16 protein-coding genes and 1 pseudogene are annotated in these 26,051 nt (G+C 38.3%); 12 read left to right on the top strand and 5 right to left on the bottom strand.

Annotated elements, in window-relative coordinates:
- Positions 1 to 33 precede the first annotated feature (33 nt).
- Positions 34 to 2,739 carry an endo alpha-1,4 polygalactosaminidase gene (locus CXF64_RS18440; RefSeq protein WP_101217736.1) on the bottom strand — a complete coding sequence of 902 codons (2,706 nt, stop codon included), beginning with the start codon at positions 2,737 to 2,739 and terminating at the stop codon, positions 34 to 36.
- Between the two features lie 524 nt (positions 2,740 to 3,263).
- Here CXF64_RS18440 and CXF64_RS18445 point away from each other — a divergent pair.
- The 5 genes and pseudogenes from CXF64_RS18445 (at position 3,264) to CXF64_RS18465 (ending at position 9,226) form a co-directional block, all read left to right on the top strand.
- Entirely contained in the window at positions 3,264 to 4,931 is a 1,668-nt protein-coding gene (locus CXF64_RS18445; RefSeq protein ID WP_101217737.1) for a methyl-accepting chemotaxis protein, read from the top strand.
- 120 nt (positions 4,932 to 5,051) lie between these two features.
- Complete coding sequence (locus CXF64_RS18450; protein WP_007584825.1) at positions 5,052 to 5,585, top strand: MarR family winged helix-turn-helix transcriptional regulator; 534 nt, start codon at positions 5,052 to 5,054, stop codon at positions 5,583 to 5,585.
- A gap of 117 nt (positions 5,586 to 5,702) precedes the next feature.
- On the top strand, positions 5,703 to 6,452 hold the full coding sequence (locus CXF64_RS18455; RefSeq protein WP_101217738.1) for a serine/threonine protein kinase: 750 nt from the start codon (positions 5,703 to 5,705) through the stop codon (positions 6,450 to 6,452).
- 314 nt (positions 6,453 to 6,766) lie between these two features.
- Positions 6,767 to 8,119, top strand: coding sequence for a magnesium transporter (locus tag CXF64_RS18460; RefSeq protein ID WP_007584828.1), 1,353 nt, complete (start codon positions 6,767 to 6,769; stop codon positions 8,117 to 8,119).
- A 55-nt stretch (positions 8,120 to 8,174) separates the two neighbouring features.
- Positions 8,175 to 9,226, top strand: a pseudogene (locus tag CXF64_RS18465) (DUF21 domain-containing protein).
- Positions 9,227 to 9,242: 16 nt separating this feature from the next.
- Here CXF64_RS18465 and CXF64_RS18470 read toward each other — a convergent pair.
- Entirely contained in the window at positions 9,243 to 10,568 is a 1,326-nt protein-coding gene (locus tag CXF64_RS18470; protein ID WP_101217739.1) for an IS4 family transposase, read from the bottom strand.
- Positions 10,569 to 10,701: 133 nt separating this feature from the next.
- Positions 10,702 to 11,307 carry a TIGR04211 family SH3 domain-containing protein gene (locus tag CXF64_RS18475; RefSeq protein ID WP_007584830.1) on the bottom strand — a complete coding sequence of 202 codons (606 nt, stop codon included), beginning with the start codon at positions 11,305 to 11,307 and terminating at the stop codon, positions 10,702 to 10,704.
- A gap of 307 nt (positions 11,308 to 11,614) precedes the next feature.
- Here CXF64_RS18475 and CXF64_RS18480 point away from each other — a divergent pair, with 307 nt between their 5' ends.
- From CXF64_RS18480 to CXF64_RS18495, 3 genes are all read left to right on the top strand, one after another.
- Positions 11,615 to 13,138: a CYTH and CHAD domain-containing protein gene (locus CXF64_RS18480; protein ID WP_101217740.1), complete on the top strand. Its 1,524-nt coding sequence runs from the start codon at positions 11,615 to 11,617 to the stop codon at positions 13,136 to 13,138.
- 423 nt (positions 13,139 to 13,561) lie between these two features.
- Entirely contained in the window at positions 13,562 to 14,371 is an 810-nt protein-coding gene (locus CXF64_RS18490) for a phosphate/phosphite/phosphonate ABC transporter substrate-binding protein (RefSeq protein WP_101217741.1), read from the top strand.
- Complete coding sequence (locus CXF64_RS18495) at positions 14,358 to 16,589, top strand: ATP-binding protein (protein WP_101217742.1); 2,232 nt, start codon at positions 14,358 to 14,360, stop codon at positions 16,587 to 16,589. The genes CXF64_RS18490 and CXF64_RS18495 overlap by 14 nt, the downstream gene beginning before the upstream one ends.
- 39 nt (positions 16,590 to 16,628) lie before the next feature.
- On the opposite strand, the gene CXF64_RS18500 is transcribed toward CXF64_RS18495, so the two are convergent.
- Positions 16,629 to 18,146, bottom strand: a complete 1,518-nt coding sequence (locus tag CXF64_RS18500) for a S10 family peptidase (RefSeq protein ID WP_101217743.1) — start codon at positions 18,144 to 18,146, stop codon at positions 16,629 to 16,631.
- A 364-nt stretch (positions 18,147 to 18,510) separates the two neighbouring features.
- Here CXF64_RS18500 and CXF64_RS18505 point away from each other — a divergent pair, with 364 nt between their 5' ends.
- The 4 genes from CXF64_RS18505 (at position 18,511) to mrcB (ending at position 24,025) form a co-directional block, all read left to right on the top strand.
- Entirely contained in the window at positions 18,511 to 19,734 is a 1,224-nt protein-coding gene (locus CXF64_RS18505) for a diguanylate cyclase domain-containing protein (protein ID WP_007584842.1), read from the top strand.
- Positions 19,735 to 19,954: 220 nt separating this feature from the next.
- Complete coding sequence (locus tag CXF64_RS18510; protein WP_004587162.1) at positions 19,955 to 20,293, top strand: P-II family nitrogen regulator; 339 nt, start codon at positions 19,955 to 19,957, stop codon at positions 20,291 to 20,293.
- 9 nt (positions 20,294 to 20,302) lie between these two features.
- Entirely contained in the window at positions 20,303 to 21,532 is a 1,230-nt protein-coding gene (locus CXF64_RS18515) for an ammonium transporter (protein ID WP_010555509.1), read from the top strand.
- 150 nt (positions 21,533 to 21,682) lie between these two features.
- The gene (mrcB, locus tag CXF64_RS18520) at positions 21,683 to 24,025 is read left to right on the top strand and encodes a penicillin-binding protein 1B (RefSeq protein ID WP_010555510.1); all 2,343 of its coding nucleotides are present in this window, start codon (positions 21,683 to 21,685) and stop codon (positions 24,023 to 24,025) included.
- Positions 24,026 to 24,090: 65 nt separating this feature from the next.
- On the opposite strand, the gene CXF64_RS18525 is transcribed toward mrcB, so the two are convergent.
- Positions 24,091 to 25,932: a methyl-accepting chemotaxis protein gene (locus tag CXF64_RS18525; protein ID WP_007584858.1), complete on the bottom strand. Its 1,842-nt coding sequence runs from the start codon at positions 25,930 to 25,932 to the stop codon at positions 24,091 to 24,093.
- Positions 25,933 to 26,051: the final 119 nt, after the last annotated feature.

Here is a 26,051-nt window from a genome sequence, read left to right on the forward strand (position 1 = left end):
TATAATAAGAGTATAGTTTTTTATTGCTCACCATCATGCAGCTATTTTACATTTTAAGTAGCCATAGAATTGTCCTTTTGGCAGACTAAACTGTGTGATATCAGCATTCGATTTACCTCTAAAGCGCTTTCCATCATTAGACACAAACTCACACGAACGACCATTAACTAAATCAATTTTAGCAGGCACCCATGCTTTAAAACTGACAGCTCCATTTACTTGCCAATTATCCATGGAGACATTAGCTGAAGCTAAATAAGGCACATTGTTTTTCTGGCTGTGATCAAAGCTAAGCTTTGCTAGATCATCAGTTATATGAATGTAATCACCTTTTTGAGTGATGCCAGATACACCTGAGCTTTGAACTATATTAGGGATATCAAAATCATTGGGGATACGTAATGTTCGAATGCTTTGAGAGCTAAAAAACCATTCGTTATTGCTGTTTTTAGCAAGAGCTGAAAAATAAAAGTCTTTAGCTATTTTTGCATACTGGCTTAAATGTACTGGCGTATTCGGTCTTGCAAGTACGTAGTCTATGTTATATTTCAATGCATCAAGTCCAGCAGGTAATTCACCAGAATAAAAATGAAAGTAAATACTATATGGCTTTAATCTGTATGGTTTTTCTGTAATTTCAAATGTTTCGATTAGGCGTTTAAAACCATAGTAAGGCCCATGCCACAAGTTGGTGTATACGTTCTCGTTAATAATGGGTGCATAAATTTGGTATAGCAAGTCACCTTCAGGTCGACCAATTGGCGAAACATTTGTAAGTGTTGGGTTATCAGCTTTTACTGAAGTATTACCACCATTCACGTTGAGAACGCCAGCTTTTCTTGCTATGGCTAAAGCCTTTGGTCCTGGAACTGCATCGCCGGACCATAGAATTAATACTGTTTTTTTATTCTTTGGCGTCAGTCGTTCATTAATGTATTGAATTGACCCTGAAATTTCTTTTTCTAAATCGACAGAGAGATACCCAGGAATATTTAAATTAAGTCCGTATTTTGTATCATCTTCATCTATGTTTTGTATTCCTGATAGTACTTTCCAAAAGTAAGGGTGGCTGTATGTGTGCGATGCAACCTCTACATAAGGTAGTTCAAATATATCTCTTGCAACTTGCTCAAGTTCTTTACTTTGTTTTGAATGTAAGCCGTTAGGTTCTATATCTGCTTGTATTATGGAGGAGGTTAATGGCAATTTGTACCTTTTTATTACCTCATCGCGAATTACTTCTGAGTTGTATGGCTTACCTTTGAAGTGCGCAACGCTACTAAATCCATCACCATCTATATGCAAAGTTAACATACGCCTTCCGCTTAGAGTCGTTGTATCAGGAGCTAATATTGTGGGTAAATTTAGTACTTTATTTAACAAGTTCTTAGGGTCGATCACCCATTTACTGCCTTCCAGTGGTAAATTATCAATTAGCCAAGGGGCTACTATTATGCCACCCAGTTTAGTCTTACTTCCTTGCGCTAAGGTTTTGCCGTTTGCTGAAGTAATGCTAATTAACACTGTGGCGTCTGAGGTTAATTTAAGAAAGTTTGGTCTGATTATTACAGGTGATTTTGTAGTTTCACCTTTTAGCCAATCAGCAAAGTATTCAACTTTATAAGGTCCAGCTTGCGCAACATTTATATTTTCTACGCCTAAACTAACTAGTAATTTATTTGATTGAGGTAATTCTCCTAATATAAGTTCAGGTACTATTCCTAAACCTTCTTCTAGCCATTTAATAATCTCAGGACTATAAAATATATTATTAGTAGTCCAAGAAATAATGCCGGCATGTAAACTTGGGTCTATTTTAGGTAAGCTTTCTTTAGCTATGTCTACATAATCAGGAATATACCCTAAGTATTCTATGATTGTAGCAAGCTTTGAATGAACGGATTTTTTAACTAATGGTGAAATATCGCTATTATAAGGGATTAATATTCGCCTTGGCACCGGTGTTATTGATGATGTACCCCATGTTTGCAAGTGGCCATCTGTCACCCATGGATTAAAACCTGCGTTTATAATCTTTTGTGCCATAGCGAGTCGGTCATCGGGCTTTGCATAATCAATAATTTGGACGTTGAGGCCTAAGTTTTGTGCTTTTTTTAATTGTGCGCTTAGCCAATCTTGGTCGTTTTTATTAGTTAGTTTATAGCTATTGTCGTTTGGGTTGAAGTGGCTATACAACCCCTCAGCAACTAAGTCATTGGCTAAATCAGCGATTTTAGGCAATAACTCAAAGCCCCGGTTAAGAATAAGGTGCTTATCAAAAGTCTCAGATAGTGAGCTTATTATGGTAACTAACCCAGCTTGTTGATCTGATTTGCTGTGTTTAGCATCTAATAGCTGATAGCTATCTAGGGTATCTAAAAATAAGCCGCTAAAGCCGCGTGCTTTTAATGCCACAGCGCTACTTTTAATATGTTGTTGCCAATGTGCTGATGCTAAATCGGCAATATGGCTATTCCAATTGGGGTTTATACTAAGTGATGACTTATTTTTATTAAAGGACTCGCCCACACTTAAATAAGCATAAACAGCAATATTACGCTGTTTAAACCAATTAAGTTCGTGCTCAGTGACGTGTTCTGGCTGAACTACAACGCGAGAATAAAAAGTCATTTCGGCTAGAGGCATAGGGGATGAGTAGTAAAATGCAACACTATTATTTACAGGCTTTGCAAATACTTGACTAGAGATTAAAAGCACGAGGTATAAAATATATTTCATTAGTAATTCATTTTTATTTATTCATAACAGTGGCTCAAAACAATATGTTTTAATCTATCTGGTTATTTGTTCCTAGGGAGATAGGGTTATTGTATGTTAATAAAAAATTAATTTCTACTTGTTGATTTAACCTTGAGGTCAATATTTATACTCACTTGCTAAATGATCTAACTTGCTACAAGTAAAACTAATTAACCTAAAATACAGGCAGTAAACCTACATGAATACTATTCTATCAATAGTGTTTTAAATAACGGACAAATGTTGGATAAATTATTTTTTGATTAAGACTAAGGTCTCTGCGTTATTGGTGTCTAAAAACTCTGGTTGGGACTATAATATGGCTAAGCTGACCTCTTAAAACTTGGTCCTACCTGATTTTATTTATGCTTTTCTTATATGAGTTAAAAGCGATATAAATGAGCGAAGTTATTTTTGGGCAAATAAGTAAAACTGCAAACTATATTGGTTTTGCTAGATTTTAGTTGTTGCTGCATATACGCCTTTATTTACCCGGAGAACAAATGAGTAATTTAAGCTTGAAAAACAAACTGTTGTTATTAGCTATATTGCCCTTAATGCTACTTTTGATTAGCTTGATGCTGAGTTCTTATTATTTAGAGAATAAAAATCAGCAACAAAATTTTGAAGCATTTCAAACTAAACTAATAAGTGACAAACAAACGTTGCTAAGCACCGAGGTGGAAATTGCCAGTAAAATTGTTCGCTATCAATTAGCAAATGGCTCTGAGCAAGATGCTAAAAACGCTTTAAGAGATTTAACATTTGGTCAAGGTGGTTACTTTTTTATATACGACACAAATGGCGTTAGTGTTTTTCATGCATTATTAGGTGATGCTATTGAAGGGCAAAACAAAATAGGGATGACTGACCCTAACGGTAAAAAAATAATAGTGGGCTTATTAGATCAAGCTAGAAAAGGCGGTGGCGCTTTTAACTATCATTTTCAAAAACCAAATACCACAGGCTTAGTTGAAAAAATGGGCTATGCAGCAATGATCCCAGGTACAAACTGGATGATTGGTACTGGCGCATATATGGATGATATAGACGCAGAACTACTTAAATATCAAACAGCAATGCAAGAGCACATGAATGATAAGGTAGTGACCTTATTGCTAATTGCTTTATTTTGGGTTGTGTTAACTATTATATGTGCGTTAGTTGCCGCAAATACAATGGTAAAACCAATACAGCGCATGGCGCAAAGCCTTGACGACATTGCTAAAGGTGAGGGCGATTTAACCAAACGTTTAGATATTGATACTAACGATGAAATAGGCCAACTTGGCGAAGCATTTAATATGTTTGTAAGTAAGCTACATGGCATTATTGCCAATGTGGTTGATGTAACACACGATGTAAAAACAGCCTCTAGTGATATAAATACACAAACACGATTAATTGAAGACAAACTACTTAATCACAATCATGAAACAGATCTTGTTGCGACGGCTATTACCGAAATGTCGGCTACTTCTCATGAGGTGGCTCAAAATACAAACCAAGTGGCAGAGTCAACTCAAGCGGCAACGCAAGAAGTTGCTAAAGCTCAAGAGTGTGTTGATATTTCACTCAGTGAGGTTTCAAACTTAATGGGCGAAATTAACCTAGCTGCTGAACAAGTGGATTCGCTAAGTGATCAATCTAAAAAGATTAATAGCGTACTAAGTGTAATTGGTGGAATTGCTGAGCAAACAAACTTACTTGCACTCAACGCTGCAATAGAAGCTGCGCGAGCAGGTGAGCAAGGCAGAGGGTTTGCTGTTGTTGCTGATGAGGTAAGAAGCTTAGCAAGTCGTACTCAAGTTAGCACATTAGAGATTAGTGAAATGTTGAGTGAGTTACATAATTTAGTATCGGATGCTGTAGCCGCAATGCAAGCGAGTCAGAATAGTTGTAATCGCTCAGTAGAATCGTCTCGTGCTATTTCAGAAAGTTTAGGTGCGGTAACAACCTCAGTTAGATCAATTAACGACATGAGTACGCAAATTGCGACAGCGGCGCTGGAGCAAAGTAGCGTTACAGAAGAAATAAACCGTAATGTATTTGCTATTCAAGAAATAGTTAATGAGCTAACTATTTCAAGTAAAACCACCTCTTCAGTTGGTCAGCATTTAGCTGGGCGTGGTGAAAGCTTAGGACACTTAGTTGGCCAGTTTAAGATTTAACAAAGTTTAAAGCTTTACAGTAAAAGCCGCTAATAGCGGCTTTATTTTTGTGGCTTAGTTTTAGCTGCTTAGTTTTTATAAAAATTATTGAATTTTTTGCATGCGTTAAGGTCTATCAGCATGCAAATATACCTATACAGTGAAATAACCATGCAAAACATGCCATCAATTAAACGTTGTACTCGAGAAGAGTTAGCGCCAGAGCAAGATTTGGGGCGTTTAGTGTCTTTTTTACGTTCGAGATTAGCCATTCATGTTGATGCCAAGTTACTTCCTATGGACTTAACTTCTGCGCAATATATTGTGGTTGTACTACTTGCGAGAGAGTCGGTTAATACGCTTGCAGGACTTTGCGAATATATGGTTTATGATCGTGGCGCTATGAGCCGCTTACTAAACCGACTTGAAGAAAAAGGACTCATTATTAAAACGCAATGTGAGCTTGATAAGCGCTCAACTATTTTGTGTTTAAGTGAAAAAGGTAAAGCTCTTTGTCCTGAAATTATGCCTGTAGTAAACGAAGTCTATGCTCAAGCATTAAATGGTTTTTCAGAGCCAGAAAAAAATCAAATAATAGATTTACTATTTAAAGCTATAAATAATCTAGATACATTACCCGAAATTCCCCCCACAAATAGATTATCAATAAAATAGCGATACTGTTTCAACAGAAAGTTAGCGTGCTAATTAGTTGATCTGATTGTGCGTAGAATCTAACTTTGGTAATATAGTTGCCTAGGCAATTAAAGTTATCATCTTGTTAGGTTTGTTATGATTGAAAATAATTTGTTAGTACAATTACAGCAGCAATATCCAGAACATACTTTTATGCAACATCACTTAAGTGTTGTCCATAAGGGACGTTTTGCTAACGCGATTGTGTATCGATATAAAGATAATGAATTTGATTTAATTGTTAAAGATTTTAGCCAAAGCCCGTTATTTATCCGCAAAACATTTGCGCGACTATCTGTAAACCAAGAATATAAAGGATTGAGCCGTTTAGCTGAGCTTGATGCAGTCGCTAACCGCTTTTGTAGGTTATCGCCGATAGCCGTAGCTTATAACTATATTGAAGGCACGCCACTGCGCGCTTTAATTCATGAAGATAAAACGCTACCAGTAAGCTTTTTTAGCGAGCTTGAGCGTCAAGTAGCAAAAATGCATCGTAAAGGCATCGTGCATTTAGACTTGCGTAATATGGGTAACATTTTATGTGGCGCAGACGGTAAACCTTATTTTATTGATTTTCAGTCCACTATTAGCTTTTCACGTTTTCCGCGCTGGTTGCAACGTTTTATGCGAGGGTCTGACATGTCAGGTGTATATAAAGCATGGAATAAATTGGGTGAGCAACCTCTACCACAAAAAAAGCAAGACTATTTAGAGCGCTTTAATTACGTGCGTAAACGCTGGATTTTTAAAGGTTACCCAATACAGCGTGGCTATGCGTGGGGCGCTGCACTTATTACTCAATTTGTAGATTCAGACTTAGTACGAAATATTACTGATAGACTTTAATTTAAAGCATAAACCGTAATTTAAAAACACCTAATTCATTGTGTGATTTTGCCCATATTAGCCTAGCTAATATGGGATTTTTTTTATTATAAGTAATCCCTTTGGTTTGCTTACTTGTTGTTTAATCCCTCAAAAACAATTCCTTTTACTGTTTTTTTAATTTTTTAAAATAAATATTAGTACTGCATTTAGTTTGCCCATACAATGCGCAAAAATAGCTTGCGCATGCTTAATAAGTTCACGTTTTTTCTGCAATTTTTTATTGTTCAAGTAGACTATAAATAATGTTCGCTTTTAAATTTTAAGGTTTTAAGATGATTGAGTATCCGGTAGACCAACTTCCACAGCTCATAAATGATTTATTGCAATGCGATACAACAGAACGCAAAAATAAATTATTAGCAGATGCGCAGTTAACGCTTTCAACAGAGCACCTGTCATTACTTTTTGAGGCGATACCAAAAGAACAACGACTTGAAATTTGGCAGTTGCTTGACGAAGACACGCAACACGAAATTTTTGTTAATTTAAGTGAAGATAGTTGCTTGTGGTTGCTGCAAACACTAGAAGACACTGAGGCTTTTAAGCTTCTTGATGAAGTTAATGTAGAAGAGCTACTGGAACTTGAAGAAGTTATACCAGAGCGATTTGTTGAGTATGCAAAAAAGCAACTCGATGAAGCGCAAACCAAACAATATGATTTAGCGCAGCAATACCCGCCAGAACAACTTGGTCACTGGTTAGGTTTTGACTTTTTAAAAGTATCAGAGAAGCTAACAGCCGGTGGTGCTAAAAAATTGCTACATAAAGGTTTACCGCAATACAGTGAAGTTATTTATTTAGTAAGCCGCAAGGGTAGTTTAATAGGTGAGGTTGCGGTAAATGATTTAATAAAAGCCAGCGACACCGATAACTTAATGACATTGGCAAATCATGACTTTTCATCGCTCCATGCTGATGATGATTTATATGAAGCGGCAGAGGTGGTGATTCACAGTGAAAAAATGGCACTGCCAGTGGTTAATGCTGATAACAAATTACTTGGGCGATTAACCATTGCCTCTGCTTATGAATTACGACAAGAAATTGCTGATGAAGCAGCCGCTAAAGCCGGTGGTTTACGTGAAGACGAAGACCTGTTCGCAAGTGTGCGAAAAAGTGCTAAAAACCGTGGTATATGGTTAGGTATTAACTTAGCTACTGCCTTTTTAGCGTCTTGGTTCATCGGTTTATTTGGCGCAACTATAGAACAGGTTGTAGCACTCGCTGTATTAATGCCAGTGGTTGCTTCTATGGGCGGGATCGCAGGTAGTCAAACATTAACCGTTATTGTGCGTGGTTTAGCGCTCGGACAGGTTACAGATTCAAACCGCAATGCGTTACTTAAAAAAGAGCTACGTGTTGGCGCTGTAAATGGCTTGGTATGGGCGTTTGTAATAGGCCTGCTTACCTTCTTATGGTTTAACGATTTAATGCTCAGTATTACGATTACGGTAGCCATATTATTGAATTTAGTCGCTGCGTCACTAGCGGGTGTTGTTATTCCGTCTATTTTAGACAAAATGAAAATTGATCCTGCGTTATCTGGCTCGGTAATTTTAACTACCGTTACCGATATTGTTGGGTTTGTTACCTTTTTAGGTTTAGGCAGTTTATTGCTTTTATAAGCCTTATACCAATTCGCTTAATTAAGTGAATTGGTATTACTAACAGGAAAATACAATGACCTTTGAAGTCATGATTTGGTGTGCAATTGCTTTGTGTATTTCACAATCGGCAATATTTTCGGGCTTAAACTTAGCGTTTTTTTCACTAAGTAGGCTTCAGCTCGAAATGGAAAGTGCAAAAGGGAACGAGGCGGCCATAAAAGTGATGGCCCTTCGAAACGACTCTAACTTTTTATTATCGACTATTTTGTGGGGCAACGTAGGTATTAACGTACTACTTACACTACTTTCTGATTCGGTATTAATAGGCGCAAGTTCGTTTTTATTCTCAACTATCGCAATTACTATTATTGGTGAAATAACACCGCAGGCTTATTTTTCGCGTAATGCGCTAAAAATGGCGAGCCTACTTTCGCCGCTAATTAAGTTTTATCAGATTCTGTTTTATGTAGTTGCTAAGCCAACGGCTTTAATTCTCGATGCATGGTTAGGTAAAGAGGGGATTACGTACTTTGCTGAAAGTGAGCTCAGAGGTATTATTCGCAAACACATAGAAGCAGAAGAGGCTGATGTTCAGCACGTTGAGGGAATAGGCGCGCTTAACTTTTTTAGCTTAGATGAAATAAGCGTAACCAAAGAGGGTGAGGTAATTGATCCAGACTCTATTATTGCTTTGCCTACTAAGCTTGATTTGCCTATTTTCCCAGACCTTACATTAACGACTGATAATGAGTTTTTACGAAAACTACATAAGTCAGGTTATAACTGGGTGATCATTACCAATGAAGACGGTTGGCCTTTATTAGTGGTAGATGCTGACGGCTTTTTACGTTCAGCCTTGTTTGAACCAGAGACGTTCGACCCTTATCATTATTGTCACAGACCTATTATTGTTGCTGATGAGGCGATGCGCCTGAGTGAAGTTATTTTAAAAATACGGGCTAGTCATTCTTTAGATAAATCGTTTGATGGGGCCATTGATCACGATGTGGTGTTAGTGTGAAGCGCATTATTACCGGCGCTGATATATTTGGTCGGTTACTCAAAGGTATGAGTGCACCAAAACTCGAACTGCATGAAAATACAGAAAATAAAAAGCCGCTATAAAGCTAACACCATTCAGTTAAGCATGCTTTGACTTAATGGTGTACCGAGTTTTTGAAATTCGAACGGTCCTACTTTTGGGCCGTTTTCTTTTTTCTGGAAGAATATAACGTTTCACTCGTTCTCGCATTGCCCTTAATTTCTTTGGAATTGAACCTGGCGAAGCGATGGCACACCAGAGTATTTCATCCTGTATATCCCGCAAAGCCATGACAAAACTAATTCTCAGCGGGGAGACTTTAGCCTCTTTGGCTATTCGACTTATCTCTACTCGAATTAAATTGTAGGCTAGCAATATACCCCATAGCTCTTGATTGACTCCATCTACAGTCTGACTACGCAAAAGAATACTATCCTCAAGCATCTGGTGTTTTATTTCTCCATAGCTATTTTCAATTTCCCAGCGTTCGAAATAGACATCAAGAATGGCCTGCGCACCAAAAGCCTGTTTATCATCCAAAGAGCACAGCAGACCTTTTATTTTTCCAGGCCCCATTGGCTCAGGATAAAGAACCAGTCTGGCCTGCCAGCACTCAGGAAGCGAAGGGTCTTGTCTTCTGGCATGCGCAGATACACTCATCTCTACTTTGAAGTCATGCTCAGAGTAAGATTCAATGACGGTGTATTGCGTGTTGCTTTTAATCGGGACCATCCAGTGCGACTGTGGGTGTTGCTTACGCCAATTAATCAGTAGCTCAGCGCTGAGATAACATCGGTCAAAAATAGTTAGACTGTTATCACTTACATGACTAAATAACTGCTTTGCGTAGTTCACCTCACCTTGATAACTGGGCCCGAAGGCAACGTGGTGTATCAACCGGCTACGCAAGGAGCTTAAGGCGCATAGGCGTACAATAGGATATTCTGTATGACGGTTTTTACTGTGCTTAATATAGTGAAAGTGCTCAGCAAGAGCAGGTGTATCAGGTGCACGAAATTGCGTTCCATCGACAGAAAATAACCGGAGTCCATACCACGTATCATCAGCATCTTCTTCTTGTGTCCAATGGGCCGCACATAGGTGAAATAAGGCTTGGAGGGGGTCGCTACTCAGGCGCTGTCTCGCTTGAGGAATAGCACTTGGAGCAACCGTATCGCCCAGGGTATCAGTGAGTGTTAAATCTAACTTCTCAACAACGTCACTAATAGAGCGGTCGCGAAAAAGACCCATTGCAATGATAAGCCAGACGACAAGCTCAGCAGGTAACTTACGTTTGCGAATACTTGCTTTATCGGTCTGCTCGAGCACATTAGAAATCCACTCAAGAGGGATATGTTTCTGAAATGTAGATAAAGAGTCAGGAGTGGCGAATATATCCGTATCAAGTAACCAATGACTAAGCATAAAAATACCCTCATAATCAAAAGATGATAAGGGTATTGTGAAGCAACCAAAAGATCGGTCAACCGATCAAAAATATCTTAACTGATCGGTGTTAGCTATAAAGCGGCTTTTTTGTATTCAATAGAAAGGAGGGTTATGCCCAACCTTCATAGCGTTTACGACGTGACAACACTATCGTTAATATAATACCTAAAAACAGGCCTAAAAACGCAATAGCACCACCGTAAGTAAGTAGCTGACGTTTCTCTTTTGAGCTAGCAGCTTCTTTTTGGGTGCGCTCTTGCTCTAGCGTTGTTTTAAGCTTAGTAATTTGGGCCGATAACTGCAGGTTTTGATCAGTTAAAGTTTGGTTTTGCTCTTGTAGCTGCGGAAGTTCTATTTGAGCTTGGCGCAGGTTTTCTTGCATAGTACTCATTTCGCTACTTAGTGTTTTGTACTGTTGGTGTAAGCCTGCCGTTTTGGTAACAAACTTAGTTTCTATCCAACCTTCGCGGTCTTTATCATCTTTAATTTTTATAAAGCCGTTTTCTTCAGCAGATAACAAGGTTAACTTTGTTCCAGCATCTACAGAGCCGAGTAGTCGATAATTCTTACTCGCACCAGAGCGCATAAAAGTATATAAATTATCGATAATATAAGCGGTGTTTGCATTAGTTGAATTTGCAGGTTTTGCTTCTTCTGCATAACTCATAAATGTGGTGGCTGTTAAAAGTAGCCCTAATAAACAATGTTTTAGCATTTATCTACCTTGTTGATCTAACTGCGTCCGTTATGAACGTGATTTTTATTTCACATAAGTAGTTAGATAGTATGGATTAAATAGCTCAATAGCAAGACTGATATTGTAACCCAGTAGGGTAACACAGGAGCAGTTACCTAGCCCACTAGGTTACAAACCTCGCCCCACGATTAAATTGCCCCTAGATAGAACGAATTTTAATCCACAAAGGTCAACAGGCACTAAAATAAGGCTAAAAAATTTGCATTGTTAGTGTGCTTTGTTTATTTTGAGCACTTATTTATTTTAAAGGTAATCCGCAAACCGAATGGATACTGAGATAGAACTGAAATTTTTGGTATCAGATGCCGTTATTCCACTGATCCCCTCGTTAATTACTCAATTTGCAAAAACGGTGAAGAATAAACCGTCACGCAGCTTACAAAATGCATACTACGACACGCCAAGCCGAGAGCTTAGAGCGCTTGACATAGGCTTTAGAACTCGCTGTTCTGACAGCGAATGCGAGCAAACTATAAAGCTTGCAGGTGAAGTTGTAGGTGGTTTACACCAACGTCCAGAGTACAATTTACCAATTGAATCAAGTCGCCCTAATTTAATGGCGTTTGATGCTGATATTTGGCCTCATGGCATGCAAATAAGCGCAATCTCAAAAAACTTGTATCCAATATTTAGTACTAACTTTATTCGTCGTACTTGGTTAATTGAAACCGAAAGTGGCGCTAAAATTGAAGTTGTACTCGATAAAGGTGAAATTTCGGCTTCGGGTAAAATTGAAATTATTAGCGAGCTTGAAATTGAGCTTGTTGAGGGCAGTCGTAATGAGTTGTTTGCGTTTGCAGATATACTGGTTAGCCAGAACTGTATCCGTTTAGGATTATACTCTAAGGCCGCGCGTGGTTATCGCCTTGCAGATGAAAAACCTTTAACACCCAGCAAATCTATTGGTTTTGTTCAATTACCAAAATCGACTACCCAAGAGCGTGCTTTAGTTGAAGCCATGAACTTTGGTATTCGCTTTGTGCAAAAGCATGAACAATGCTATTTCGATAAGCCAAGTTTAAAAACGCTTAAACGCGTAACTGATGGCATTAGCCTAATACGCCATACTTTTTGGCTGTACGACGATATAGTATCCAAAGAAAGTACAGAACATTTACGTACAGAGCTTAAATGGTTATTAAGCGAATTAGCGTGGGTAGAAAACGCGATTCAATTAAAAACGTACACGTCTAAACGCCATGCTTTTTATAAAAAAATTAATGCTGCTCCAGCACTTACTCAAGTCATTGGTGATTTAAAAGAGTTACAGCCAAGCATTGACGATATAAATGCACTGTTTCATAGCGCGCGTTATAATCGTTTATTACTGTCGTTAACTACGTGGTTAATTGATAAACAGTGGCGTAAAGATTGGGGGCAAATAGAGCTTCAAGCGGCTGAGCAAAACGTGTCGTCCATTGCGAGTCGGCTTTTTAATAAAGACTGGAAAAATCTGCACGAATTACTGCCTAAAGAACAAACACTCGATGTCGCTTCGTATTTAAACCTGCGCACTCAACTTGAAAATAGTTTACTGAGCGGTAACTGCTTAGGATCGTTATTTGATAAAGAAGAACGCCTAGAGTTTAGATTGCCTTGGCTTGATATTTCTCATGGTATTTATGAATTAAGTACGCTTGAGTATTTAAAGCAGTTATGTGCTGGGCAAGAAGACGAACAGCTTGCTAAAATCCAGTCATGGCTTGAACAAAAGTCTGAATATTTAGTTAGTGCGATGGAGCAAAGTCGCCTTGCTTCATTTGACATAGAACCTTACTGGCAAAAATAAATGATGCACTTTTGTAATGAAATTCAGTTACAAAAGTGCTTATCCGTTATTTTTTAACTCGTTATTTTTAACACTTACGCTGAGCCAACATGGCATTTGTATAAAAACAAAAATGGCGTAAGTGTGTATTATCAAAGCCACAGTGATAATATTTTTGAAGTAAAAGCGCAGATGAGCGAAATACCAACCAGCTTTGCCTCATGGATCAATCCCTACTTGGCTAAGCAATAAAGCCGGCCTAAAAAGTACTTACAACATCTTTATTAATTTACATCGTATGCTCACACATAAAAATACACTCCAAAACTACCTGTAATCAAAGTAGGTCAGTGCTAAATATCGAATATATAATAATTTTATGGTGTGTTGAGTAGTCTTTAACTACGCTTAAGCAATAATGACACGCTATTATTTGGAGAATTGATGAAGTATTTAGTGGCTATATTATGTTTGATGCACAGCTCACTCTTATTGGCTCAAGAATATACTTTTGGTGTAGTGCCGCAATATGAGCCGCAAAAGCTAAATGCTATTTGGCAACCTTTGTTAAAGCAAGTAAGTAAGCAAATAGGGGTATCAATAAAGCTAATTACAGTTGAGTCTATTCCGGTATTTGAAAAAGCCTTTGCTAATGGCGAGTACGACTTTGCATACATGAATCCATGGCACAGTGTTGTAGCATATGAGAAGCAGGGGTATTTGCCACTAATAAAAGATGCAGGGCGAAAGCTGCAAGGTATTTTGCTCGTAAATAAAAATAGTGGTATTGATAATTTAAGCCAACTAGAGGGCGCCGAAATAGCATTCCCTGCACCTAATGCATTAGGTGCGTCATTATTAATGAGAGCCGACTTAGCGTTGTTGTATGGGCTAACAATAAAGCCTGTATATGTTCAAACCCACCCCTCGGTATATTTAAATGTAGCACTGCATTCAACAATGGCGGGCGGTGGTGTAATGGGCACATTTAAACAACAACCAGAAAGCTTGCAAAATAAGCTTAAAATTCTTTATAAAACGCGTGAAATTAGTCGCCATCCAATTGTAGCCCACCCAAGGGTTGACCCTACAATACAGTTAAAAGTGCAACAAGCTATTTTAGATATTGGGCAAAGCCCAGAGCATAAACATTTACTTGCAGGTATCCCAATTATTAAACCTAGTATTGCAACTTTAGCAGAGTATCAGCAGTTAACTCAGTGGGGCTTGCGCTCATTTTATGTTGAAAATTAGAGGGTTTCGTAGTTTAAGGGCGCAAAGCTTTATTGTTGTATTGCTTTGTGGCTTGCTTATGGCCTGTCTTTTTATGTTTTACGCCTTACCTGAGCAAGCGCGTTGGGTAAACGATGGGCTTTCAAAGGCTGCTCAGCGTTCTTTAGCGCAGTTATCGACTTCTATAACGACTCCGTTGTTAACTAGGCAGTATGCAGAGCTGTATGAAGAAATAGACAGCCAACTCCAAACTCGCCCTAATTGGAAAAGTATTAAAATTGTTGATGTGGATTCAAATAACCAATTATACCCGCTTGAAAATTGGGTTGGAGCAAATGAAAACGGCGACATGTTGTTATCTCAGCAGGTGGTGTTTTTAGATAAACCGCTGGCTAATATTAGCTTGGTTGTTAATTTTACGAATGAAATAAACGAATCTTCAAAACTTCATTACACCCTAATATATATACAATTTATTATTTTAGTTATCGTTTTTATAGGTTTAGCTTGGCTGGTGGATTACAGGGTTACATCGCCTTTGAGGACGTTAAAACGGGGGTTTTCACGTTTAGCCAAAGGTGACTTTGACTGCCACATAGATAAACAACAACAAAACGAAGTGGGCAGTGTAGTAAGTGCATTTAATAACATGGTTGATGAGGTTGCTAATAACCATCAAAAATTAAATGTATTACGAATTCAAGCTGAGTCAGCAAGTAAAGCAAAGTCAGATTTTATGGCCAGTATGAGCCACGAATTAAGAACCCCATTAAATGCAATTTTAGGCTTAGCCCAGCTGTATGGATATGATGAGAGTGCTAATAAAGTACAAAAAGAAAACGCGAAAAGCATTTATCAAGCTGGAGAACATTTACTATTACTTATAGACGATGTACTTGATTTAACGGCTATTGAGTCGGGTAATATGCAGTTTAGTTTTTCTTATGTGCCTATTAAAAGCATATTAGAGGAGTCAGTAGAGCTCGTCACTGAGCTTGTTAAAGGGCAATCAATAACACTGCATACCCAAGCTTTCGAGTCCTTAGAAGGATTGAGTATTTACATTGATCAGCGCCGCTTTAAACAAGTGATGCTTAACTTGCTTTCAAATGCGATTAAATACAACAAACCAAATGGCAGCATTAATATAAATTGCCGGGTGTTAAGTAATAAACAATGCGAAATAGATGTAATAGATACCGGATGTGGATTTGCTCCAGATGATATTTCTCGCTTATTTAAACCTTTTGACCGTTTAGGAGCTGAAACCAGTAAAGTAAACGGTACGGGTATTGGTTTAGTGATAACTAAGCAGCTGGTAGAGCGCATGCAGGGTTCTTTAAGCGCGCAAAGTGAGCAGCACAAAGGTTCTTGTTTTACACTAAACTTTAACAGCTTTGATCAAACTGATTTGCCAGCACAAGTGCAATCTCCTCAAATAACACTTCAAAGTTTAGATACAGTAACTCTTCCTACGCTTGAGGTTTTAGTAGCAGAGGATCAGGTTACAAATCAGCAAGTATTAAGGCAGCAATTAACCATGCTTGGAGTGTGTTCTACTTTTGTAAGTAATGGGGAACAAGCCTGGGAAACTCTGCAAAATAAACACTTCGATATTTTACTAACCGACATTCAAATGCCTTTACTCGATGGGTTAGGGTTAGCCAAAAAAATACGCGAAAACACTCATTTTGATAAACTTATTATAATTGCAATTACGGCCAACATTACCAAAAACAATATAGATAATTGTTATGATTGTGGAATGAACGGCTTTTTAACCAAGCCCATTGAGCTTGTTAAATTAAAGTCGTTATTGATGGAGCACTCTCAAACAGTGGTCAACACGCGATCAGAAAAATCTGATGGTGAAAATATAGCTTCAGATAGTTTTGATCAACTAGATATCACGTTATTAAAAGCAATGCTTGGTGATGATCCTACTGTGCACTGCATGGTGTTTAATGCGTTTTTACAAACGGCAGGGGAGCAAATTAAATTAGCTAATGCGTATGCTAAGAGTAAAAATTATGTTGATTTGGCTTTTCAGGCCCATGCATTAAAATCGTCTTCAAAGTCTGTGGGGGCTATTGAGTTGGCAAATATATGCCAGCAGATAGAAACACAGGCAGAAAACGAAACAGTTAAAAATGAATATATACAGCAGCTTGAAGTATGCTTTAACGATGTAGTAACGCAACTTAAAAGCTATTGTTTACGATATGAAAAACGCATATAAAAAATGGCTCATAAAGAGCCATTTTATGTTTAAAATATTTTAGTATTTAGCCGCTTCCCCTTTCTTAGGTAAAGCGTCCTGTATAAAGTCACGTAAATCGTTATTAGAGCTTTCTAAGTCAGCGTGGCGAAGGTACATCATATGCCCACTTCTGTAGCCTTTAAAGCTCAAACGGTCTTTCATTTTACCGCTTGGGTCTAATTGCCATAACGTATATTTAGCGTCAAAGTAATTGGTTGCACCATCAAAGTATCCTGATTGAATCATCACGTTTAAGTAAGGGTTTTGCGCCATTGCTAAACGTAGATTTTCGCCCGTATTATTACCGGTTCTATCCCATGGGTGAACATTACCAAATAAATTATATTTTACATCTGTTTTATAGTTTAGCTCTTCACGTAAGTAGTGATTAATTGCAGGAGTGAAAGAGTGTAACCAAGAGGTAAGTTCAGCCCAGTAGTCTGGGGATTCACCTGCGCCTCGTTTATCTATTCCTAAATAACGAGAATCTAAGCGACCCACCGTTTGACCACGTTCACGTAGTAGCTCTTTCCAGAAAAATTGAGTTGGAATATCCAAGTTATTTTGTTCAACAAACTTTTCTGATAAGCCTGCGTAGTGTGCCATTTTTGTAATAATTCGACGTTTTTCTTCAGCATTAATAAGGCCACCCTTAACAAGCGCTGGGATTAACTCGTTTACAGTAAACTCTTCAACTTCAGGTAATAACTCATCTAGATCTTTAGCTTGTAAATCGGCTTTAAGTGCTTTGTGATACCAAGCAGTCGCTGCAAAGTAAGGTAGGCGGTTAGCGGCTTTAATCGGGCCGTCGCGCTTAATACCAATATCAGTAGGTGATACGAGAACAACACCGTTTATGTACATCCATTGACTATTTTGAAGCTCATGAGCAAGACCCGATACACGTGTTGTACCGTAGCTTTCACCAATTAAAAATTTAGGCGATCGCCAGCGCTCAGCTCTATTTACAAAAGTATTTAACCACTCAGCAAGGTATTTAATATCGGCATTAACACCAAAAAATAGCTCTTTTTGTTTTGCTTTAGAAGGAAGTTCGCCTTTTTCGTTTTCAAGTACGCGAGAGTAGCCTGTATTTACAGGGTTTACGTAAACAATATCGGCAATATCAAGTACAGAATATGGGTTGTCTTTTACGCCATAAGGTTGAATTGGATAGCCTTCGTCATCAATTTTTAATACGCGAGGACCAGTATAAGCAAGGTGCATCCATACAGAAGCCGAGCCTGGCCCACCATTAAATGAAATAAGTAATGGGCGAGTTGTCCTGTCGTCAACTTTGTCGCGTGTGTAGTAGGTGTATTGCAATGTCGCAACCGCGTCGCCTTTATCATCCCATACAGGTTGTGTACCTGTGGCAACGGTGTAATTAAAGCGTTGATCGTTGATTTTAGCTTTATGTTGAGTAACAACTTTGCTGTCTACATCAATACGACGTTGGTTATCGGCAAGCGTGCTTGTACTGATTATTAATGCAATAACAGTTATCGGTAAACTGATAATACGACTAAGCTTCATTAGGTGTCCTTATTATTGTTGATACACCATTAAAGACATTTATGAGTTAAATAACAAAAGTATTGAGACTAGTGGCCGATAATACTAGTTAAGTAAGGTATTAATGCGCTTAGAGACGCGTGCTAACCACTTTTATAGTTATTTGGGATTTGGTTTCTTTATTTAGTTAATCACAGAATTCAGGTATATTGTGGGCCTACTTGTATTGATTTTATATACAAGCTATCACCAAAAAATCTAATGGATTACGCTTTCAAGTACATAAGTGCACTCTACACCGGATGTTTATGACTAATGCTATTGCAGTAATAGCGTTGTATTTGTCGGTTTGTTACAAAATTAATTAAAGGTAAAGAGAAGCTTTATGCAAAGAGTATTAGTGGTTGAAGACAGTAAAGTAGTGCAGCAGGTGCTTCGCCACTTAACTGCACAATACCTTGATGTAGCAATTGATTTTGCTTGGTCTTTAGCAGAATGCGCTACGTTCGTAGAAAAATACGACTATACGCTTGCGTTAGTTGATTTAACTTTGCCAGATGCTCCGCACGGTGAAGTTGCAAAATATACTTTATCTAAAAAAATTCCTACGGTTGTTTTAACCTCAAAAATAGATGAGTACAAGCGCCAACAAATGCTTGAATTGGGCGTAGTTGATTATGTTATTAAAGATAATCGCGATTCTTACCATTATGCCGTTAAGCTCGTTGCGCAATTACTCAGAAATCAAGGCTGTAAAGCACTAATAGCAGATGACTCATTACTAAGTCGCTCGTTAATGAAGCAAATGCTAGAAAAGCAATTGTTTGATGTAACAGATGCCCACGATGGACAACAAGCACTCGAAATATTAAAAGCTAACCCTGATATAAAGCTACTTATGACCGACTACGCTATGCCCTCTATGGATGGCTTTGAACTTGTCAAAGCGGTACGTAATTTTAGAGGCCGAGACGACTTAGCAATTATAGGCTTGTCGGGCGCGGGGAAGCATGGCCTATCAGCACGGTTTATTAAATACGGCGCCAATGACTTTTTAACAAAGCCATTTATGAATGAAGAGTTTCATTGTCGAGTACTTCAAACAATGGAGCAACTGTCGTTAATTTCAGATATTAAAGAAAGCGCACATAGGGATCACTTAACAGGGCTTCATAACCGACGCTACTTTTATCAATATGCAGAAAAGCTCCTTAAAAGTAAAAACCAGAAAAATACTTTGGCATTGCTTGATATCGATTTTTTCAAAAACATTAACGATACATTAGGCCATGAAGGCGGCGATCAGGCTTTAAAGCAGGTTGGTTCATTAATACGATCTACGTTTTCAAAGTTTACGGTTGCACGGGTTGGCGGAGAAGAGTTTGCCATAATATTACCTGAAATAGAGCTAGAACGTGGTCGTGAATACTTTGAAGCATTTAGGAAAAAGATGGCTAGTTACGATTTTTCTATTAGCGATAAATCAATTAAAATTACCACCAGTATAGGCTTGGCTGACTTTCAAGACACTAGTCTAACGCAGGCTATGCGTGTTGCTGACAAAGCATTATACGAAGCTAAAAACCAAGGCAGAAACTGCGTGGTATAACCCTTCTTAAACAAAGCTAGATACGTGATAAATATATAGAGATATAGTACGCACCAATGTAGCTGACTTGTTAAATTAACGCACCTAATTGGTGCGTTTTTTTTGATCTTGAGTTTGTGTTTTTTACTAAGTGGCTGTTTTTAATTGATATAAAATAGTGGCACAAAGGTTGGATTGTTTAACCCAATAGGATAACAATAAAGAGTCCGAGGGGGCCGCTATGAAAATGATTAGTGCAATCATAAAACCATTTAAATTAGACGACGTGCGTGAAGCACTCGCTGATTTAGGAATTGAGGGGATGACAGTAGTTGATGTTAAAGGTTTTGGACGTCAACGAGGTCATACTGAGTTATATCGTGGTGCAGAATACCAAGTAGATTTTATTCCTAAGATCAAACTTGAAATTGCAACTCGTACTGAAAATTGTCAACGCGTTGTTGAAGCAATCACTAAAATTGCATCAACAGGTAAAATTGGTGACGGTAAAATTTTCGTGTACGACTTGGATCAAATTGTTCGTATCCGTACTGGCGAACTTGACGAAGAAGCAATTTAAGGGGGTCTCATGGAAAATACAATAATAGAACTAAAGTTTTCACTCGATACCTTCTATTTTTTAATATCAGGTATATTAGTAATGTGGATGGCAGCAGGTTTTGCCATGTTAGAGGCGGGCTTAGTTCGCTCTAAAAACACAGCTGAAATTTTAACTAAAAATGTCGCGCTATATTCAATTGCATGTACGATGTTTTTATTAGTTGGCTACAACATTATGTATGTAGACAATGCCGAAGGTGGTTTTATTCCTTCAATAGGCGCTTTAATTGGTACACAAGCTGCCGATGCTGACCATTCTTTAGAATCTGACTTTTTCTTCCAAGTAGTATTTGTTGCAACCGCTATGTCGATTGTATCGGGTGCTGTTGCTGAGCGTATGAAACTGTGGGCTTTCCTAGGTTTTGCTGTAGTACTAACTGGTTTTATTTACCCTATTGAAGGTTACTGGACATGGGGTGGTGGTTTCTTATCTGAAATGGGCTTTGTTGATTTTGCAGGTTCTGCAATTGTGCATGGCGCAGGTGCAGCAGCTGCACTAGCTGGTGTATTAATCCTAGGTGCTCGTAAAGGTAAATATGGTAAGAACGGTGAAATATACCCAATTCCAGGTTCAAACTTACCACTTGCTACACTAGGTACATTTATTTTATGGATGGGTTGGTTTGGCTTTAACGGTGGTTCTCAATTACTACTTTCGGATAAAGAAAACGCAACTGCAGTAGGCCAAATATTACTTAACACCAATGCAGCAGCTGCAATGGGTGCTATTGCAGCACTGTTTGTATGTAAAGTACTTTGGGGTAAATCAGATTTAACAATGGTCTTAAATGGTGCATTAGCTGGCTTAGTTGTTATAACAGCAGACCCTCTATCTCCATCACCATTAATGGCATGTCTACTTGGTCTACTTGGTGGTGCACTTGTTATATTTAGTATCATAGCACTTGATAAAGTTAAGATTGACGATCCAGTGGGTGCTATCTCTGTTCATGGTACGTGTGGCGCATTAGGTATTATGTTAGTACCGCTAACCAATGGTGACGCAAGCTTTGTTAATCAGTTAACGGGTCTAGTATGTATTCTTGCCTTTGTATTTGTAGCATCATTTATTGTTTGGACTGTGCTTAACAAAACAATGGGTATACGAGTAACCGAAGAAGAAGAACTAAACGGTATGGATCAACACGATTGTGGTATTGAAGCCTACCCAGAGTTTGTTTCTGTTCGAAATAGCTAATAGTTTATTTAAATAATAGTGTGTTTACACAAAGCCCTACTTCGGTAGGGCTTTTTTTGTTTCAGGGGGGGTTAACTTTTCGGATGTTAGGATATATCCAATATGCTAAGCTCACACTCGTGAATAACCCTTGGAATAAATTACACTTAAATGGCCGACAATAAAAAAACACCTACCAGTAAACCTGCAGTTAAACGTGCAAGTAAATCGTCAAGCAAGACAAAAAAAAGCACCTCAAAGGGCAGTAAAAAAACAGTGGAAACCACTGTTAAACGCTCTTTTATGAGAAAAACATGGTCAGTGTTTTGGAAACTAAGCTTGGCTGTTTTTATTGCAATGGCAATGTATTTCATTTATTTAGATTCAAAAACAACGCGTATATTTGAAGGTAATAAATGGCAACTTCCAGCGCAAGTGTATGCTCGTTCTATGGAGTTTTATCCGGGGCAATTTTTATCAAGTCAGGAAGTAGTGTTTGAGCTAGAGCGTTTAAATTATTCATCGGTTAATAGATTAAGCCGCACAGGACAGTTTGTTAAAACAGCAGATAGCATCAAGATTTATCGTCGTGATTTTGAATTTTATGATGGCCTTGAAGAATCACATATTATTGAACTTCGCTTTGCAGGGCAAAAAGTTGCGACCATTAAAGATAAGTTTGGTAGGCGTTTAAATTCAGCTCGTCTAGAGCCTGTGCAAATAGCGCGTATTGGTAATGACTCTAAACAAGATAGAGAATTTGTACCACTAGATAAGTTTCCAGCAATGCTAAAAGATACGCTATTGGTGGTTGAAGACCGTGATTTTTACGAACATCATGGTGTATCAGTGTTTTCTATTTTACGCGCGCTTTATTCTAATATTAAAGCGGGGCGCACCGTTCAAGGTGGTAGTACGCTTACTCAGCAGTTAGCTAAAAATATTTACCTAACACGTGAGCGTTCTTTAGTACGAAAAATAAATGAGGCCTTTATTGCCCTTATTTTAGATTATCGTTATTCAAAAGATCAGATATTAGAAGCTTACTTAAATGAAGTATACCTAGGGCAGTCATACAACCAAGGTGTGCACGGTATGGGGCTTGCTGCTGACTTTTACTTTTCAAAGCCGGTAGATGAGCTTGAGTACGATCAAATTGCTTTGCTGGTGGCAATGGTTAAAGGTCCATCTTATTACAATCCACGTCGCTATAAAGAGCGCACAATGGAGCGCCGAGACTTAGTGCTTCGCCTTATGGTTGAAAACAAGCTACTTAGCACAAAAGAGTACCGTGCATCGCTTAATCGCCCAATTGATATTGCGCCAATGAAAGCGAGTTTACAAAAATCATATCCAGGCTATTTAGAGTTAGTAAACAGAGAACTAAATGAATTATTGCCAGATCAGCAAACACTTGATGCAGGCGTAAGAGTATTTACTTATTTTGACTTACAAAAGCAAACAGCAATGGAAGAGTCTATTGAAAAGAGCTTACCGTACCTGGAAAATCGTCCTAGAACCGAAAAACTAGAAGCAGCCATGATCTCTGTTAATGTAGAAAAGGGCGGTGTATCTGCACTTGTTGCAGGGCGCGATGTTCGTTATTCAGGGTTTAACCGTGTTTTAGATACAAAGCGTAATATTGGCTCGCTGGTAAAACCGGCTGTGTATTTAAGCGCATTGCAATTACCACATTATAATTTAGCTACTTTGCTTGATGACTCGCCAGTACAGGTTACAAATGAGCAGGGAAAAGTGTGGCAACCAGAAAATTTTGATCATAAATACCGTGGAGCAATCCCTCTTTATAAAGCATTTAGTAACAGTATTAATATTCCAGCGGTTAATTTAGGCCTCGATGTAGGTGTTGATAAAGTCGCGAAAACACTAAAAGGATTAGGCGCTAAAGGGGCGATAAACGAATACCCATCGTTGCTTTTAGGGGCTGTTGAAATGTCGAGTTTTGAAGTTGCTCAGCTTTATACGACAATTGCTGCAGATGGCGAATATAAAAAGCTCACTGCAATTTCGGCATTAACTGACTCGGTTGGTAAAGTACTTTATAAGCATAAAGTAAATGCAGAGCCTCGTTTTGATAAATCTGCAATGTATATGACTAAATACGCGATGAAACGCGTAACGAAAGACGGCACTGCTAAACGCTTAAATTTACACTTCCCATCAATCCAACTTGCAGGCAAAACTGGCACTAGTAACGATTTACGTGATAGTTGGTTTGCAGGCTTTGATCAAAATACAGTGACTGTTGCGTGGCTTGGTCGAGACGACAACAAAAGCACGGGGTTAACAGGCAGCGTAGGCGCATTAGAAGCGTATATTCGTTACTTAAAGCCACTTAACCCACAAGCAATAGCTGATACGCGTCCGCCATCAATACGCTGGGCATTTGTAAATGAGCAAACGGGTAAGCAGGCACCACCAGGATGTGGCAAGGTGATTCAGCTACCGCTTAGAGCGAGTGAGTTTGAGCCAAGACCACAATGTATTCGTTAATCTAAGATTACTTTAAACAACAAAGCCGCTTATTTAGCGGCTTTGTTGTAAGTTGTAGTTAACGCTTAAGATTTAAAAAACTGCATTGATTTGGTTAAATCATTAGATAAGCGACTTAGCTGTTGTGCATCTTGCAGCGTTGATTGAGCTGATGTTAGCGTTTGATCTGCTAAATTACTCACCTCTTGCGAATCATTCAATGCTTGTGTTGTCGCATTTGACTGCTGTTTAACACGCTCTGCAATAACTTCACCTTGATGTTTAATGTCGCCCATACTTTGCTCTGCGCTTTGCAATACTTCATTGGTTTGATTGGCTGCTTTTACCGATTGCTCCATTTTTTCAACACTTGAACGCATTTTTTGCTGAGTGTCGTCAGATGCTTGTTGTAAGGAGCTAATAATTTGGTGAATTTCTTGTGTTTGTGTTTGTGTACGCTGAGCAAGAGTTCTTACTTCATCAGCTACAACGGCAAAGCCTCGACCATGCTCGCCAGCTCGTGCAGCTTCAATAGCGGCATTGAGTGCAAGCAAGTTTGTTTGATCGGCTATCTCACTAATACCTTTACTTACTTTGCTAATTTCTTGGCTATCTTGTGCTAGCTTATCGAGCGCTTGTTGGCTCTCTGCAAATTCAATTTGTAGATCTTGCATATATTTAGCAAGCTCCATTGTATTGTCAGAACCTTGCTTTACATGCGCAGCAGCATCTTGCGCAGTAAGCGTTGCTTGATGCGCTGACTCTTCAACAGCAAGTGCGTTTTGAGCCATTTCGCTGAGTGCATTATAAATGGCATTTACTCGAATTTGCTGTTTTGAAACATCATTGCTTGTTTGGCTACTCGCATGTGATAGCGATTTAGTTGCGCCGCATAGCTCTTCTGTACTTGCTTTAACATCAAATAATAAATGTGAAAATGCATTAAGTAATGCATTGTAGCGCGATGCAATAATTCCCATTTCATCATTAGTACTCGAATCGATAGTGGCATTTAAGTCGCCATTCGCGGCTCTGTTAGCGGCATCAGCAAAGCGATTAATAGTATCAACAACTGCAAAATAAAAACCAATCATTAAATAAAATGCAAATAACAAACTAATCAATGAAGCGGCTAAAACAAGATTTCGAGTCCACTGTTGAGTTTGCAGTTTTGCTTCAATAAGGCTCTCAAGCGTTGGAATACTCTTACTAACAAGTTGATTAATACTGCTGTGAACATTGTTTGTTAGTTTAGTAAATTCTGATTGAGTTAACAAAATATCGTCTGGCTCAAGTAGTTTTTCATCTATCGCTTTTTTAAATGCGCCAACAGCACTGTGTAAATTATCTAACGAGGGCATGAGCGCTTTATTTACTGATTTATCTGCATTGGTGGCTACATTGAGTATTTTATCGAGTTGTTTTTCGTATAAAGGCAGTGACTTACTAAAATTTGAAAGTGCTATAAACGTATCTGGCGTAAAACGATTACTTGCCAAAACAGTGTTTGCGCTTTGCGCTGTCGAGTTTATTTGCATTATAAGTGCAGGAATTGGCGTGACTAAAGAGCGGTTTACATAAGCACTAGCTAACTGACTATCTAATGCTAAGTTAGACTGAATAGAAACAAGTTCAAGTACATCATTTGCTTGATCGTCTTTTATATCAAAACCGAGTGAGCGAGCTATTTTTATATTTTGATTTGCTTCCCCCTGCATTTGATTTGAGAGTATTGACCTGTAGCCTTTTAAACCTTGTTGCTGCATTTTTGAAACAGCGATACTTTCACTTAATAATGAGACTAAAAAAAACAAACTAAGTGCGAGAGGAACGAGTAAAATTCCAAACATTAAGCTGATTTTAGTTTTGTATTTTAAATTTGCCATTAGCTGGATAGCGGGAAAAGAAAATTGGCGTAATCCTGACATAAGGCTCTCTTGTATTTTTGTAATTAGGGTAAAGGTGAATAGACCTTGTTATGCTTAATTATCATTCATTTATAGTACTTTACAAATAAAAAAAGCCCTTTCGGGCTTTTTTCAATCTT

The organism is Pseudoalteromonas sp. GutCa3 (assembly GCF_002836155.1).
Lineage (GTDB): Bacteria > Pseudomonadota > Gammaproteobacteria > Enterobacterales > Alteromonadaceae > Pseudoalteromonas > Pseudoalteromonas arctica.

What these genes read in the sequence shown, in the direction of transcription:
- CXF64_RS18475 (WP_007584830.1), bottom strand. Translation starts at nt 11,307, where the DNA reads ATGCTAAAACATTGTTTATTAGGGCTACTTTTAACAGCCACCACATTT.
- CXF64_RS18525 (WP_007584858.1), bottom strand. Translation starts at nt 25,932, where the DNA reads ATGTCAGGATTACGCCAATTTTCTTTTCCCGCTATCCAGCTAATGGCA.
- CXF64_RS18495 (WP_101217742.1), top strand. Translation starts at nt 14,358, where the DNA reads ATGTTGAAAATTAGAGGGTTTCGTAGTTTAAGGGCGCAAAGCTTTATT.
- CXF64_RS18440 (WP_101217736.1), bottom strand. Translation starts at nt 2,739, where the DNA reads ATGAAATATATTTTATACCTCGTGCTTTTAATCTCTAGTCAAGTATTT.
- CXF64_RS18470 (WP_101217739.1), bottom strand. Translation starts at nt 10,568, where the DNA reads ATGCTTAGTCATTGGTTACTTGATACGGATATATTCGCCACTCCTGAC.
- CXF64_RS18505 (WP_007584842.1), top strand. Translation starts at nt 18,511, where the DNA reads ATGCAAAGAGTATTAGTGGTTGAAGACAGTAAAGTAGTGCAGCAGGTG.
- mrcB (WP_010555510.1), top strand. Translation starts at nt 21,683, where the DNA reads ATGGCCGACAATAAAAAAACACCTACCAGTAAACCTGCAGTTAAACGT.
- CXF64_RS18500 (WP_101217743.1), bottom strand. Translation starts at nt 18,146, where the DNA reads ATGAAGCTTAGTCGTATTATCAGTTTACCGATAACTGTTATTGCATTA.
- CXF64_RS18455 (WP_101217738.1), top strand. Translation starts at nt 5,703, where the DNA reads ATGATTGAAAATAATTTGTTAGTACAATTACAGCAGCAATATCCAGAA.
- CXF64_RS18490 (WP_101217741.1), top strand. Translation starts at nt 13,562, where the DNA reads ATGAAGTATTTAGTGGCTATATTATGTTTGATGCACAGCTCACTCTTA.
- CXF64_RS18515 (WP_010555509.1), top strand. Translation starts at nt 20,303, where the DNA reads ATGGAAAATACAATAATAGAACTAAAGTTTTCACTCGATACCTTCTAT.
- CXF64_RS18450 (WP_007584825.1), top strand. Translation starts at nt 5,052, where the DNA reads ATGCAAATATACCTATACAGTGAAATAACCATGCAAAACATGCCATCA.
- CXF64_RS18480 (WP_101217740.1), top strand. Translation starts at nt 11,615, where the DNA reads ATGGATACTGAGATAGAACTGAAATTTTTGGTATCAGATGCCGTTATT.
- CXF64_RS18510 (WP_004587162.1), top strand. Translation starts at nt 19,955, where the DNA reads ATGAAAATGATTAGTGCAATCATAAAACCATTTAAATTAGACGACGTG.
- CXF64_RS18460 (WP_007584828.1), top strand. Translation starts at nt 6,767, where the DNA reads ATGATTGAGTATCCGGTAGACCAACTTCCACAGCTCATAAATGATTTA.
- CXF64_RS18445 (WP_101217737.1), top strand. Translation starts at nt 3,264, where the DNA reads ATGAGTAATTTAAGCTTGAAAAACAAACTGTTGTTATTAGCTATATTG.